This is a genomic window from Streptomyces sp. NPDC002680 (assembly GCF_042889145.1).
Lineage (GTDB): Bacteria > Actinomycetota > Actinomycetes > Streptomycetales > Streptomycetaceae > Streptomyces > Streptomyces adonidis.
Window position 1 is genome coordinate 378,531 of sequence record NZ_JBIAQP010000007.1, and the last position, 13,735, is coordinate 392,265.

A 13,735-nucleotide genomic window follows, 5' to 3' on the forward strand; every position below is an offset into this window, starting at 1 on the left:
CCGACGCTCGCTGGGTCGCGCCCCGATAGGGGCGCGGGGAACTGCGCGACCAGCCCCCACCGGCCCGCAGGTTCAAAACAGCCCTTCCCACGGAGCGTTCAGGCATGCCGACGCCGGCGAGCCTGCCAGACGGCCGCCGCCCCGAGCACCACCACGACCGCGATCCCCGCGAGCAGCCCCACGGACGGGCCACTGCCCGAATCCGTGTCCCCGGCGGACTTGTCCGTGCCCACCGCCTCGCCGCAACCGGTGCGCGGATACCCGCCGACCGCACACAGCAACGCACCGGAGTTGTAACGCAGCGGCTTGGCCACGGACGCAAGGGCGTCCGCAGTGGTCGCGTCGAGGCCCACGCGGGCGCACACCGAACGCGTCGCGGGCGGACTCTCACCGGCCGGCGCGTCGGCGGACGTACCGAAGTCGATGACGAGAGCGACCCGCTTACGCCCGTCCTGAGCGGGCGTCCGCGCGCAGACGACCCCGAACACGGCACCGCCGCGAGGCTGGGCGGCGTCCTTGGAGTCCTGGCTGACGGCGAACCGGAACCCCTGGACGTCACCGTCGGAGGGGACGGCGGTGGACGGCCCGACCGTGGCGTACGTCCACGCATCGCCGCCGCGCTCCCAGAAGGACCAGTAGCGGTACCCGGCGGCCTGGGCGGGCCCGGCGCCGGCCCAGAGGCAGAGAAACAGCGAGGCAAGAAGAAGGGGCAGCACCCGGCGCCGCATCACGGCTGCTGCCTCTTCCGGCGCCCACTGAGCAGAAACCCGATCCCGATACCGGCGACGAGGAACACACCCACGGTCCACCACACCCCGAACCCGCTGTCGCCGTCCTTGGCGGAGGCCGCTGAGGAGGGAGCCGGGGACGCGGAGGCCGGGACGGACACGGGCGCCGGCCCGGTCGAGTTGAGGAGACTCACCAGATCCTGCCCGCCGAAGTCACGCGGATCGGCGGCCCCGGCGTCGGCGGCGAGGATCAGCTGCGCGTACGCGGCAGGCCCCGCCTGCTTCGCCCACTGCGCGGAGTTGCCCTCCAGCCAGTCCAGCGCGCCGGCGGCTTGCCGACCCTGGCCGACGGTCGCCAGGGCGACGACGGCATCGGCGGTGTTCCCGTAGTCGGGCTGGTCCTCGGCACCGGCCAGGGCGGAGGTGAGGTGCTTGTCCTTGGCGAGGGCCTGTACGAGGTAGGCGGCACCGTTGCGAGCGACCTGCGCGGGCTCGGCGGAGGCGGACTGCGAACAGGTCAGAGAGGTGTCGGCCGATTTCCCGGCCGCCGCCCCACCGAATCCCTTCCCCAGCACGCCGACCACGGCCGCAGCGGTCGCGTCGGCGTTGGCGACGAGCTTGCCCTTCTTGTCGGGCTGATAGGCGAAGGCACCCCCGCCGCTCCCACCGCACGGCAGAGCGAACTTCACGAGCAGGTCGTACGGAGACTTGCCACCCTTGGTCACCCCGCCAGGCTTCTCACCGGCGGCGGCGAGGGCCCCGACGACCACGGAGGTGGAGTTCGCGTCGCTGGCCCCGCCGACCGCGTACCCCCAACCACCGTCGGCGTTCTGCACCGACTTCAGCCAGGTGACAGCCTTGCCGACCACGGCCTCCTGCCCGCCGAGGGCGGCGAGCGCCTGGACGGCGGCGCCGGTGCTGTTGGTGTCGACGAGGGTCTTGGCACCGCAGGCCGAACCGGCATCGCTCCGGAAGGCGGCGAACCCGCCGTCGGCACACTGCTGCCCGGCCAGCCAGTCCACGGCCGAGGCGGCGGGCCGCACGCCCACGGTGTCCTGGGCGAGCAGGGCGAGCGACTGCCGCCAGACGCCGTCGTAGGTGGGATCGGAGGTGCCGTACAGCCCGGCGGGAAGGGCGGCGGAGGAGGGCGACGGAGAGGCGGCGGACGCCGGCCCGCCCCCCGAGACGACGGAGACGACGGAGACGACGACGGCTATGACGGCCAGAGCCGCGGCGCTGCGGCGGACATTCATGATCGGCGGATGCCTCTCCCTGCGGGGAGACGGGCAGCACGGGACACCCCGGGCGGCTCGGCTCCGTATGCCTCGACGGTGCCGTACACCGGCGGACCGCCGGTGACGCGAGCCGGTCACGGTCCCCACGGGGCAATCCGGCTCACGGCCCCGGCAGATGCCCGGGCCGCTCACGGTTGCGGGTCAGCGCCGGAATTGCACCGGCTTCCCCCCGTACGGGTGTGATGACGACCTGGCCACTGTACCGGCCGGTGAAAACGGCACCGAGGTCACACCGCCACGTACGTGACCGGCTCGCTCCCCGTCACCGCCTCCGCCTGGCCGAGTTTGACCAGGCGGCGGACGTGGGCCTCGGCCTCCGAGACCGCGATGTTCCTTGATCCCGGGGGGATTTCGGGCCAGGGGCGGTTCCACTCCATGCGTTCCGCCAGTTGCCAGGCGGTGAGGGGAGTGGTGAGGAGGGCGCGGAGGCCGGCGAGGCGTTCGTCGTGGTGGTCGAGGAGTTCCCGTACGCGGGTCGTCGCGTCGGGGAAGGCGTGGCGGTGGGCCGGGAGCACCTCCGCCGGGGCGAGGCGGCCGACGCGTTCCAGGGAGTCGAGGTAGTCGCCGAGGGGGTCGGCGACCGTCGTGTCGTCCGGGTCCTCGTACAGGCCGATGTGCGGGGTGATGCCGGGGAGCAGGTGGTCGCCGGAGAACAGGCGGCCGTTGCCCGGGAGTTGGGCCGGGTGGGTCTCCTCCAGGTGGAGGCAGACATGGCCCGGGGTGTGGCCGGGCGTCCAGATCGCGCGCAGTCGGCGGCCGGGGAGGTCGAGGAGTTCGCCGGGGACGATCTCACGGTCGGGGAGGGCGGGGGAGAAGCCGGGCAGGATGCCGACGGGGGTCCTGGTCAGGGTCGCCACGTGCTCGGCGGGGGCTCCGGCCGCCGCCAGCTTCGCCGTCATGTACGAGTACCAGCGCTCGGCCCGGTTCTCCCGCGTCCGCCGGACCAGGGAGATGTCGGCCTCGTGCATCGCGATCCACGCCCCGGACACCTCACGGACCCGGCCCGACAGACCGTGGTGGTCCGGGTGGTGGTGGGTGATCACCATGCCGTGGATCTCGGCGGCCGAGGTGCCGCACGCCGACAGGCCCTCGGCGAGGGTGTCCCAGGACAGCGGGTCGTCCCAGCCCGTGTCGACGAGCACCGGACCGCTGTCGGTGTCCACGACGTACACCAGCGTGTATCCGAGGGGATTGTCCGGGATCGGGACCCGGATGGACCGTACGCCCCCGCCGTGATCGGTCACCTGCGTCGACACCTGTGTCATGGGTTCCCCCGGTTTCCCCGGCTGCATTGCGGTCGGCTGCGGTCGACTGCCTGGCAACTATAACTAGAACCAGTTTCAATGGGAGCCCAAGTCACTTACCTCGTGGTGGTGTGTAGTGGTGTGAGGGCTGTGGACTCCTCGGGAGGGAACTGGTAACTGTCTCCGTATCTATCTGACGAACCGTCAGAGACGGTCCCCGGGGAGGCAGTCGGCCATGACCGAACTCGTGGAACACGGACAGCTGTTCATCGGCGGGGAGTTGACCGATCCCCTCGGCAAGGACGTCATCGAGGTCATCTCCCCGCACACCGAAGAGGTCATCGGCCGTGTGCCGCACGCCTCGACGGCCGACGTCGACCGGGCGGTCGCCGCCGCGCGCACCGCCTTCGACGAGGGACCCTGGCCGCGCATGACCCTCGACGAGCGGCTCGCCGTCGTCACCCGCATCAAGGACGCGATCCTGGTACGGCACGAGGAGATCGCCCGCGTCATCTCCTCCGAGAACGGCTCCCCGTACTCCTGGAGCGTCCTCGCCCAGGCCCTCGGCGCGATGATGGTGTGGGACTCCGCGATCACCGTCGCCCGCGACTTCACGTACGAGGAGTCGCGCGACGGGGTGCTGGGGAAGATCCTCGTCCGCCGCGAGCCGGTCGGGGTCGTCGCGGCCGTAGTCCCTTGGAACGTCCCGCAGTTCGTCGCGGCGGCCAAGCTCGCGCCCGCGCTGCTCACCGGCTGCACGGTGGTCCTGAAGCCGTCGCCCGAGTCGCCCCTGGACGCGTACATCCTCGCGGAGATAACGAAGGAGGCAGGTCTCCCCGAGGGCGTCCTGTCCATCCTCCCGGCCGACCGGGAGGTGAGCGAGTACCTCGTCGGACACCCCGGCATCGACAAGGTGGCCTTCACCGGCTCGGTCGCGGCGGGCAAGCGCGTGATGGAGGTGGCGGCACGTCAACTCACGCGCGTCACGCTTGAGTTGGGCGGCAAATCGGCGGCGATCGTGCTCCCCGATGCCGACCTCGACACCACCGTCCCCGGCATCGTCTCCGCCGCCTGGATGAACAACGGCCAGGCGTGCGTGGCCCAGACCCGCATCCTCCTCCCGCGCTCCCGCTACGACGAGTTCGCGGACGCCTTCACCCAGGCTGCGAGCGCGCTGGTGGTCGGCGACCCGCTCGACCCGGCGACCCAGGTCGGCCCGCTCGTCGCGCGACGCCAGCAGCAGCGCAACCTCGACTACATCCGCATCGGCCAGGAGGAGGGCGCGAAGATCCTCACCGGCGGTGGCCGCCCCGCCGGGCTCGACCGGGGCTGGTACGTCGAACCGACCCTCTTCGGCGACGTCGACAACTCGATGCGCATCGCCCGCGAGGAGATCTTCGGGCCGGTCATCTGCCTGCTCCCGTACGGGGACGAGACCGAGGCGGTGAAGATCGCGAACGACTCCGACTACGGGCTGAGCGGCAGTGTGTGGACGGCCGATGTCGCCCACGGCATCGAGGTGGCGCGGCAGGTCCGTACGGGAACGTACTCCGTCAACACCTTCAGCCTGGACATGCTCGGCCCGTTCGGCGGCTACAAGAACTCGGGGCTGGGGCGGGAGTTCGGCCCGGAAGGGTTCGGCGAGTACCTGGAGCACAAGATGATCCATCTTCCGGTCGGCTGGGAGGGATAGCGGCCATGGGCGACCGCTGGCACGTGGAGGTCGACCGCTCGCTCTGCATCGGCTCGGCCCAGTGCGTCCACCGGGCCCCGGCCGGGTTCCGCCTCGACACCGGGATGCAGTCCCATCCGGTGGAACCGGACACGGACGCGAACGAGAGCGTCTTGGCGGCGGCGGAGAACTGTCCGGTGGAGGCGATCGTGATCACGCTGCTGGGGGGTGGGGAGCCGGTGTTTCCACCGGAGGAGTGAGGGGGCGCCGGCCGGCGCGGTTTGTCTCGCCCCCGCCGCCCCTACCCGTCCCATCCTTCTGGGGGCTGCGCCCCCAGACCCCCCTTTGTCCTCAAACGCCGGACGGGCTAAAAGATCAAGCCCCGGCCGGCATCCCCAGCCCGTCCGGCGTTTGAGGACGAGGCCGTTCAGGCCGATAAGGGGGTCTGGGGGCGCAGCCCCCAGGGATGGGTATGGGTAGGGGCGGCGGGGGCGAAAGAAGCCTCAGGGGCCCTTCCCCGACGGGCCCGTCAGGTCGATCAGTCTGCATACCGTTTCGATGTCGATCTTCACCTGGGCGATCGACGCCCGCCCCGACAGCCACGTGATCAGCGCCGAGTGCCAGGTGTGCTCGATGACCCGGACCGCCGAGAGCTGCTCGGGGGTCGGATGACCGGCCCCCGGTTCGCCCAGCCCCATCGAGTCCAGGATGATCGCCGTCGTCTGACGCGAGACCTGGTCGACCTCCGGGGAGACACTGCGGTCCGCGAACGTCAGCGCCCGCACCATCGCGTCCGCCAGATGCGGCTCCCGCTGCAACGCCCGGAACGCACGCATCAACGTCTCCGCCACCCGCTCCGCCGCCGTCTCCCCCGTCGGCGGCTTCTTCCGCAACGTGCCGTGCATGTGCTCCAACTGGTCCTGCATCGTGGCGACCAGCAGATGGACCTTCGACGGGAAGTACCGGTACAGCGTGCCCAGCGCGACCTGCGACGACTCCGCGACCTCCCGCATCTGCACCGCGTCGAACCCACCCCGCGCGGCCAACTGCGCGCTCGCGTGCAGGATCCGGCGCCTGCGGGCCTCCTGCCGCTCGGTGAGCGGAGCGGAGGGCGGCGGCGAACTCGGTCGCGCCGTACGTGCTTCCACCTTCGCGTCGGCAGGCATGGGTCCCGTTCCGTGACAGTCGGTGATCGCGCGGCGATCGGGCAGTCATGTAGCAGCAAACAGTCAGCGGTCAGTCAGAGATCGGTCAGCGGTCAGTCAGCATGGCACGTCCGCGTCGTGCGTCCGCCGTGGCGCGAATCACCTGATCCACCGCTCACAGCGGAGGTACCTGCCGGTAGATTCGGAGCCTCCTGAACGATCAAGTCTGAAACTTGTTCTAGATTAGCGTCCCGACGTAGTCTCGCGGGAAAACGCGGGCAGAAGGGGGCCGGGAGTGACCGCTGAGGCCAGCGAGGCGGGCCCTCTGGGGGATCCCGCCGCGGACGGCGAGCGACCGCTCAACATCGCGCTTCTGACGTATAAGGGGAACCCGTTCTGCGGCGGCCAGGGCGTCTACGTACGCCATCTGTCGCGCGAACTGGCCCGGCTCGGCCACCGGGTCGAGGTCATCGGCTCCCAGCCGTACCCCGTGCTGGACGTACTCGACGGGTCCCGTCACGCCAGTACCGGCCCCGACCCCGTCCTCACCGAGCTGCCCAGCCTCGACCTTTACCGCCACCCGGACCCCTTCCGCACCCCGGGCCGTGACGAGTACCGCGACTGGATCGACGCCCTCGAAGTCGCCACGATGTGGACCGGCGGCTTCCCGGAGCCGCTCACCTTCTCGCTCCGCGCCCGCCGTCAACTCCGCGCCCGGCGTGGCGAGTTCGACGTCGTGCACGACAACCAGACGCTCGGGTACGGCCTGTTGGGCGACATCGGCGCCCCGCTCGTCACCACGATCCACCACCCCATCACCGTGGACCGCCAGTTGGAGCTGGACGCGGCCGACGGCATACGCCGCCGGATGTCCGTACGCCGCTGGTACGGCTTCACGCGCATGCAGAAGCGCGTCGCGCGCCGCCTGCCCTCCGTGCTCACCGTCTCGGGTACGTCGAGGCAGGAGATCGTCGACCATCTCGGCGTACGGGACGAGCGCATCCACGTCGTGCACATCGGCGCCGACACCGACCTCTTCTCACCCGACCCGGCAGTACGCCAGGTACCGGGCCGCATCGTGACCACGTCCAGCGCGGACGTCCCCCTCAAGGGGCTGGTGTTCCTCGTCGAGGCGCTCGCGAAGGTACGTACGGAACACCCCGCGGCCCACCTCGTGGTCGTCGGCAAGCGCGCCGAGGACGGACCCGTCGCCCAGGTCATCGAGCGGTACGGCCTCGAAGGCGCCGTCGAGTTCGTCAAGGGCATCTCGGACGCCGAACTCGTCGACCTGGTCCGCTCGGCGGAGATCGCCTGCGTACCGTCCCTGTACGAGGGTTTCTCGCTCCCGGCGGCGGAGGCGATGGCCACCGGTACGCCCCTGGTCGCCACGACGGGCGGAGCGATCCCGGAGGTCGCGGGCCCCGACGGCGAGACCTGCTTGGCGGTCCCCCCAGGTGACCCCGGAGCCCTCGCCACCGCCCTGGCCACGCTCCTCGCCGACCCCGAACTGCGCGCGCGCCTCGGCCGGGCGGGCCGTGAGCGCGTACTGACCCGCTTCACCTGGGCCCGAGCGGCACAGGGCACGGCAGCCCACTACCGCGAGGCAATGGCCCGCTCCGCGGCCCACCACCCCCCTTCCGCCCGCTCCGCGCCCAAGCCACCCCGCCGCTCCGCGGCCGCCCCCGCCCCCACCGTGACCCCCGACCGCGAAAGCAGGAGCTCGTGCTGACCGTCGACTTCACCCGGTTCCCGCTCGCCCCGGGCGACCGCGTCCTGGACCTCGGCTGCGGAGCCGGCCGGCACGCGTTCGAGTGCTACCGGCGCGGCGCCCAGGTCGTGGCGCTCGACCAGAACGCGGAGGAAATCCGCGAGGTCGCCAAGTGGTTCGCGGCGATGCGGGAGGCGGGCGAGGCACCCGCCGGGGCCACGGCGACGGCCATGGAGGGCGACGCCCTGGCGCTGCCGTTCCCCGACGAGTCCTTCGACGTCGTGATCATCTCCGAGGTCATGGAGCACATCCCGGACGACAAGGGCGTACTCGCGGAGATGGTCCGGGTGCTGAAGCCCGGGGGCCGGATCGCGATCACCGTGCCGCGCTACGGGCCCGAGAAGGTCTGCTGGTCCCTCTCCGACGCCTATCACGAGGTCGAGGGCGGCCACATCCGCATCTACAAGGCGGACGAACTGCTCGCGAAGATCAAGGGAGCCGGGCTGAAGCCCTACGGCACCCATCACGCCCACGCGCTGCACTCGCCGTACTGGTGGCTGAAGTGCGCGTTCGGCGTCGACAACGACAAGGCGCTGCCCGTCCGCGCGTACCACAAGCTGCTGGTCTGGGACATCATGAAGAAACCCCTCGCGACCCGGGTCGCCGAGCAGGCGCTGAACCCGCTGATCGGCAAGAGCTTCGTGGCGTACGCGACCAAGCCGCACCTCCCCCTGGTGGAAGCAAAGTGACGACGCCCCGGACAGAACACCTCGTCCTGCCCGGGGTCCTCACCGCCGAGCAGGCCGCCGTCACCGTCCGCGGGATCCTCGCGGAGCAGCGGGAGGACGGGGCCGTTCCGTGGTTCCGGGGGCACCATCTCGACCCGTGGGACCACACCGAGGCCGCGATGGCCCTGGACGCGGCCGGCGAGCACGAGGCCGCCGAGCGGGCGTACCTGTGGCTGGCCGCCCACCAGACCGAGGACGGCTCCTGGTACGCGGCGTACGCCGACGGGGACGCGGACGCGGTCACCGACCGGGGCCGGGAGACCAACTTCGTCGCCTACATAGCCGTCGGCGTCTGGCACCACTACCTCGCCACCGGCGACGACACCTTCCTGGACCGGATGTGGCCCACGGTCTTCGCCGCCGTCGAGTTCGTGCTTCAGTTGCAGCAGCCCGGCGGCGAGATCGGGTGGAAGCGGGAGGACGACGGCAGCGACCTCAAGGACGCGCTCCTGACCGGGAGTTCGTCCATCCACCACGCGCTGCGCTGTGCGCTCGCCATCGCCGAGGAACGTGAAGAGCCGCAGCCCGACTGGGAGTTGGCGGTGGGCGCGCTGCGGCACGCGATACGCCGGCACCCCGAGCGGTTCCTCGACAAGGACCGCTACTCGATGGACTGGTACTACCCGGTCCTGGGCGGCGCGTTGACGGGTTCGGAGGCCAAGTCCCGTATCGAGGAGGGCTGGTCGCGCTTCGTCGTCCCCCGACTCGGGGTGCGGTGCGTCGTGCCCAACCCGTGGGTGACCGGCGGCGAGTCCGCCGAACTCGCCCTGGCGCTCTGGGCGGTGGGCGAGTCCGACCGAGCCCTGGAGATCCTCCAGTCGATCCAGCATCTGCGGGACGCGGACAGCGGGCTGTACTGGACGGGGTACGTGTTCGACGCCCGGCAGATCTGGCCGCGTGAACTCACCACGTGGACGGCGGGTTCACTGCTGCTCGCTGTCGCGGCGCTTGGGGGTCATGAGGCGACTTGTGCGGTGTTCGGTGGCGAGTTGTTGCCTATGGGGCTGGACCCCGACTGTTGCGGGTGACCGCCCGGCGGGGAGTTCAGTTTGCGGGTGCGGGTGCGTCGTGGCTGGTCGCGCAGTTCCCCGCGCCCCTTTGGGGCGCGGTTGATCGCTCAGTGACGGCCGACGCGGGCTAGGGCGTGGCCCACGAACAGGTAGACGACTGCGGCCAGTCCGTAGCCGGCTACGACCCGTGCCCACTGCTCGTCGAAGGTGAAGAGGTCGTAGGACCAGCCCGCCAGCCACGTGGCCGCGTCGTGGATGAACTCCACGAAGTCGTTCGCGCGGTCGGCGTCCAGCAGGTACATCAGGATCCAGAGCCCGAGGATGAGGGCCATGATGTCAGCGGCGACGGCGAAGATCGCGCCGGCCCGGTTCGCACTGCGGCGAGTTTCAGGGGACATGTCCTTCGGGTGCCCTCGAATCCAGGATGAAACCAGGGCGGCAAGGGAAGAACGCGGTGGGGACAGCCGCCGTTTGCCCCCTGTTCGGCTGGAGTTGGGGATTTCAACGGGCTGCGTTCGACGCCGTACCTGATGATCCTTCACCCGGGGGAGAGGCAGGGACAGCGGTGTCCGACGAGAGCAGACCGACCGTCATCGAGGAACCGGGACTCACGACCCGCCGCCGCAGAGCCAGACGCCGTCTCCCGCGCCATGTCGTCGTCGCGATGCCCCTCGCCCTGGCTGGGCTGATCTCCCTGCTGGTCTCCGGCAACGCGCTGCGGCCCTTCGAACGCATCACGACCATCCAGGCCAAGATGGCCTCGAAGTCCGACTACTTCAAGGACCCCGAAGTACAGCGGCTGTTGCTCAGGCACGGCATCCGCGTCGAGATCCAGCGGCTCGGGTCACGCGGGATCGCCCAGCAGTCCCTGAAGGGCATGGACGTCGTCTTCCCGTCCGGCCAGCCCGCCGCGAAGATCATCCTCGACAAGGAGAACCGGACGCTGGACTCGGTACGCCCCTTCGTCACCCCGCTGGTGCTGGCCACGTTCCGGGACTACGCCGAGACCCTGGAGGCCAAGGGCGTCGCCGAGCCCCAGAAGTCCGGCGGGGACACGCTCTACTACAACCTCGACATGGACAAGTTCGCCGACCTGCTGGACGGTGCGAGCGCCGACACCTGGAACGCCATCGGCTTCGACGACGTCAACAAGGGCGAGAGCAACGGCGGCCGGGTGCTCGTCCGCACCTCCAGTGTGTGCGAGTCCAACTCCGCCGGCACGTATCTGAGCATCCTCTCGTTCGTGGAGAACGGGCAGCGCGTGCCGGTGGCCGAGGATCAGGCGCTCGACCTCGCCAAGCAGGTCAAACCCCTGATCAACCTCCAGGGCATGTGGTCCGACGAACAGGCCGACAGCTATTTCTCCGGCGAGGGCGAGAGCATCGCGCCCATCGCGGTGATCTACGAGCACCAGTACCTCGCCCACCAACTCGCCTACTACGAGCGGCACAAGAAGCAGGACACCCAGCGCGTCCTGCTCTATCCCACGCCCTACGCCCTCACCGAGCCCCAGCTCATCGGCCTCACCGACGACGGCGACCGGCTCGTCGAGATCATCCGCACCGACGCCGAACTTCGCCAGCGCGCAACCGAGTTGGGCTTCCGCGTCCGCTTCTCCGGCGAGGAGGGAAGTAGCGACCAGCTCAACGCGTATCTGCGCGAGCACGGGATACAGGTCCCGGCCCGCAACAGAGACCAGACCAAGGTCGACATACCCGACCTGAACGTCCTGGAGCAGATCATCGACTACGTGGGCAACTGCTCGGCCGCCGAACAGGCCGCCCCGTGAGGCGCGTTGCCCGGGCCGCGACCGTCTGCCTCGCACTGGCCCTCCTCGGCACCCTCACCTCGGCCTGCACCCAGGGCGAGGACGACATCACCCTGACCGTTCTCGCCAGTCCCGAACTCGCCGACCTGGCCCCGCTGTTGGCGGAGCTGAAGGAGGACACGGGCGTCGAGCTGGACATGCGGTACAAGGCGACGGCCGACCTGACCGCGGCCTCCTCGGGCTCCGCCTACGACCTGGCCTGGCCCGCCTCGGACCGGTCCTTCCTTCTGCGCCTCCAGGAGTCGGGCGGCCAGGAGACCCGGCCCGAGTCGACCGCCATCATGCGCTCACCCGTCGTCGTCGGCCTCACCCCCGAGGTCGCGAGGAAGGTGCGGGCCGGTGTCCCCGGCGGGCGGCTCTCCTGGGCGGACATCGCCGACGCGGCGGCCGACGGCACCGTACGGTTCGGGATGGCCGACCCCCGGCGCAGCGACACCGGTCGAGCGGCCCTCGTCGGCGTGGCCACTGCGGCGGCCGGGACAGGCGGCGCTCTGCGCCAACAGGACGTGTCCTGCGACCGGTTGCGCGGCTTCCGCTCGGGCCAGACCCTCACCGGCGCCAGCTCCCGCGAGCTGCTCGACACCTACGCCGACGACCAGGGCGACGCCAACGCGCTGATCGCCCACGAGTCCGAACTGCTCTCCCTGAACGCCGGCGGCAAGCTCCCTCAGCCCCTGGAGATCGTCTACCCCGAGGACGGCATGGTGCTGTCCGACTTCCCGCTGCTCCTGCTCCACCCGGAACAGCACTCCGCGTACGTCAGGGTCGTCGACTGGCTCAAGAGCGCCGACGTACAGAAGAAGCTGATGCGACGGACGTACCGGCGCCCGGTGAACCAGGACGTCGAGCCCTCCGCACCGCTGCGCGCCGACGTCGGCAACGCCCTGTCCTTCCCCGACAAGCTGTCCATCGTGGAGCGACTCGTCGACGACTACGGTGATCCGGCGAGCGCGACCGCCGACCAGGTCGTGTTCGTGCTCGACTTCTCCGGCTCGATGCGCGGCGAACGGATGGCAGGGCTGCGCGCCGCCTTCGCCGGGCTGAGCGGCGCCGACGCCACCTCCACCGGCAAGTTCGCCCGCTTCTACCGGGGCGAGCGCCTGACCGTCGTACGGTTCGGGGGCCGCGTACTGGAGGAACGCACCGTCACCGTCCGGGGTGACGGCGATCTCCGGAACCTCAACAAGGTTGTCGCCGAAGGGGACTTCGCCGACGCGACCGCCGTCTGGTCGGCCCTCGACCGGGGTTACCGCATCGCCGCCGACGCGGTGCGCGAGGAGCCCCGACGGCCCGTGTCGATCGTGCTGATGACGGACGGCGAGAGCAACGCCGGTATCGGGTACGAGGAGTTCCTGCGCCGACACCGTCAACTGGGCCCCGACGCACGTGAGGTGCCCACCTTCACCGTCCAATTCGGAGAGGCCGACGCCGCCGCCCTGAAGAAGGCCGCCGACGCGACCGGCGGCCGTATGGTCGACGCCGGACTCTCCTCGCTCTCCGACGCGTTCAAGGAGATCCGTGGGTGTCACTGAGAGTCAGTGGTGGAGCCAGTGGTGGCCGTGGCTGGCCGTCTGGGCGGTGACGGCGGTCAGTTGCGCCGTGCTGCTCCGGTACGCGCTGGTCGACAGCGGCTGGCTGCGCAGACGGCGCCGGGGTGTCGGCCGTACCGACCTCGGCATGTGCTTCTACCTGCACAAGCAGCGCGTGATGGACATCTACCAGGCCGGCGGCTTCTCGGAGGCCCTGGAACAGGAGGTCGCCGACAAGATCAACGTCAACGGCGGCTTCGGACTGTGGGGCAGAACTCTCGGCCTCCTCGGCATCAACGCCCACCGGGACGTCGCCAAGGAGCGCGTCATCCGGTTCATCCGGGAGAGCACGCCCATCATGGTGATCCGGGTGCTCATGGACACGATGCGCAAGGAGGACGTCGTCGTCGACGCCGACCTCACCACCGGCCGCCTGCTCCCCAACGGCACCCTCACGGAGGCACTGCGCGACCGGACCGACCCCGGCAGCGGCATCGGGACGGTACCGCTGAGCGCGGTCATGACGGAGTTCGTCTCCGTCACCGGCCTGTTCTCGGCCCGCCGTACGGAGAGCGGCGACGTCGTCCTGCGGGCGCGGTACGAGGGTTCGCCGGCCGCCCATGTGAAGATCACCTGCGACGAGTCCGAAGGCCGGGGCGAGTTCCGCAACGAGGACTACTACACGGGGGCGTTCCAGGCGCGCTGCCTGGGCAAGGTGCGCACGTGGGACCGGGAGACGGGGGAACTGACGCTGGACCCGATCGCCATCTTCCGGTAATCGCCTGAGG

The 13,735-nt window shown here is 70.4% G+C and carries 13 protein-coding genes and 1 riboswitch; of the genes, 8 read left to right on the plus strand and 5 right to left on the minus strand.

From position 1 onward, the window contains the following. Window positions 1-98: 98 nt before the first annotated feature. The 3 genes from ACFYXF_RS20810 to ACFYXF_RS20820 all read right to left on the minus strand — a co-directional run bounded on the left by ACFYXF_RS20810 (window position 99) and on the right by ACFYXF_RS20820 (window position 3,288). Window positions 99-728 carry an SCO2322 family protein gene (locus tag ACFYXF_RS20810; RefSeq protein WP_389351235.1) on the minus strand — a complete coding sequence of 210 codons (630 nt, stop codon included), beginning with the start codon at window positions 726-728 and terminating at the stop codon, window positions 99-101. Further along, window positions 728-1,981: a prenyltransferase/squalene oxidase repeat-containing protein gene (locus ACFYXF_RS20815; RefSeq protein WP_389351069.1), complete on the minus strand. Its 1,254-nt coding sequence runs from the start codon at window positions 1,979-1,981 to the stop codon at window positions 728-730. Before ACFYXF_RS20815 ends, ACFYXF_RS20810 begins: the two co-directional genes overlap by 1 nt. A gap of 130 nt (window positions 1,982-2,111) precedes the next feature. Continuing rightward, window positions 2,112-2,192, minus strand: a riboswitch (cobalamin riboswitch). A gap of 58 nt (window positions 2,193-2,250) precedes the next feature. Further along, a complete protein-coding gene (locus tag ACFYXF_RS20820; protein ID WP_389351070.1) occupies window positions 2,251-3,288 on the minus strand; it encodes an MBL fold metallo-hydrolase in 1,038 nt (345 codons plus the stop codon). A 214-nt stretch (window positions 3,289-3,502) separates the two neighbouring features. Here ACFYXF_RS20820 and ACFYXF_RS20825 point away from each other — a divergent pair, with 214 nt between their 5' ends. Further along, window positions 3,503-4,960 (plus strand): aldehyde dehydrogenase, encoded by a 1,458-nt coding sequence (locus ACFYXF_RS20825; RefSeq protein WP_389351071.1) that lies wholly within the window; start codon window positions 3,503-3,505, stop codon window positions 4,958-4,960. A gap of 5 nt (window positions 4,961-4,965) precedes the next feature. Then, window positions 4,966-5,199 (plus strand): ferredoxin, encoded by a 234-nt coding sequence (locus ACFYXF_RS20830; protein ID WP_389351072.1) that lies wholly within the window; start codon window positions 4,966-4,968, stop codon window positions 5,197-5,199. Window positions 5,200-5,442: 243 nt separating this feature from the next. On the opposite strand, the gene ACFYXF_RS20835 is transcribed toward ACFYXF_RS20830, so the two are convergent. Then, complete coding sequence (locus tag ACFYXF_RS20835) at window positions 5,443-6,105, minus strand: TetR family transcriptional regulator (RefSeq protein ID WP_389351073.1); 663 nt, start codon at window positions 6,103-6,105, stop codon at window positions 5,443-5,445. Window positions 6,106-6,379: 274 nt separating this feature from the next. Between ACFYXF_RS20835 and ACFYXF_RS20840 the strand changes: the two genes are divergently transcribed. The 3 genes from ACFYXF_RS20840 to ACFYXF_RS20850 are packed head-to-tail and all read left to right on the plus strand — an operon-like array spanning window position 6,380 to window position 9,608. Further along, complete coding sequence (locus tag ACFYXF_RS20840; RefSeq protein ID WP_389351074.1) at window positions 6,380-7,813, plus strand: glycosyltransferase family 4 protein; 1,434 nt, start codon at window positions 6,380-6,382, stop codon at window positions 7,811-7,813. After that, window positions 7,807-8,541: a class I SAM-dependent methyltransferase gene (locus ACFYXF_RS20845; protein ID WP_389351075.1), complete on the plus strand. Its 735-nt coding sequence runs from the start codon at window positions 7,807-7,809 to the stop codon at window positions 8,539-8,541. Before ACFYXF_RS20840 ends, ACFYXF_RS20845 begins: the two co-directional genes overlap by 7 nt. Next, complete coding sequence (locus ACFYXF_RS20850; RefSeq protein ID WP_389351076.1) at window positions 8,538-9,608, plus strand: prenyltransferase; 1,071 nt, start codon at window positions 8,538-8,540, stop codon at window positions 9,606-9,608. The genes ACFYXF_RS20845 and ACFYXF_RS20850 overlap by 4 nt, the downstream gene beginning before the upstream one ends. 89 nt (window positions 9,609-9,697) lie before the next feature. On the opposite strand, the gene ACFYXF_RS20855 is transcribed toward ACFYXF_RS20850, so the two are convergent. After that, entirely contained in the window at window positions 9,698-9,988 is a 291-nt protein-coding gene (locus ACFYXF_RS20855; protein WP_389351077.1) for a hypothetical protein, read from the minus strand. A gap of 167 nt (window positions 9,989-10,155) precedes the next feature. On the opposite strand from ACFYXF_RS20855, the gene ACFYXF_RS20860 reads away from it, so the two are divergent. Genes ACFYXF_RS20860 through ACFYXF_RS20870 form a run of 3 tightly spaced genes read left to right on the plus strand, consistent with a single transcriptional unit; the run spans window position 10,156 to window position 13,725 of the window. Continuing rightward, window positions 10,156-11,379, plus strand: a complete 1,224-nt coding sequence (locus ACFYXF_RS20860) for a hypothetical protein (protein ID WP_389351078.1) — start codon at window positions 10,156-10,158, stop codon at window positions 11,377-11,379. Further along, window positions 11,376-12,950, plus strand: a complete 1,575-nt coding sequence (locus tag ACFYXF_RS20865; RefSeq protein WP_389351079.1) for a substrate-binding domain-containing protein — start codon at window positions 11,376-11,378, stop codon at window positions 12,948-12,950. Before ACFYXF_RS20860 ends, ACFYXF_RS20865 begins: the two co-directional genes overlap by 4 nt. Continuing rightward, window positions 12,937-13,725: a hypothetical protein gene (locus tag ACFYXF_RS20870; protein WP_389351081.1), complete on the plus strand. Its 789-nt coding sequence runs from the start codon at window positions 12,937-12,939 to the stop codon at window positions 13,723-13,725. Before ACFYXF_RS20865 ends, ACFYXF_RS20870 begins: the two co-directional genes overlap by 14 nt. Window positions 13,726-13,735 lie beyond the last annotated feature (10 nt).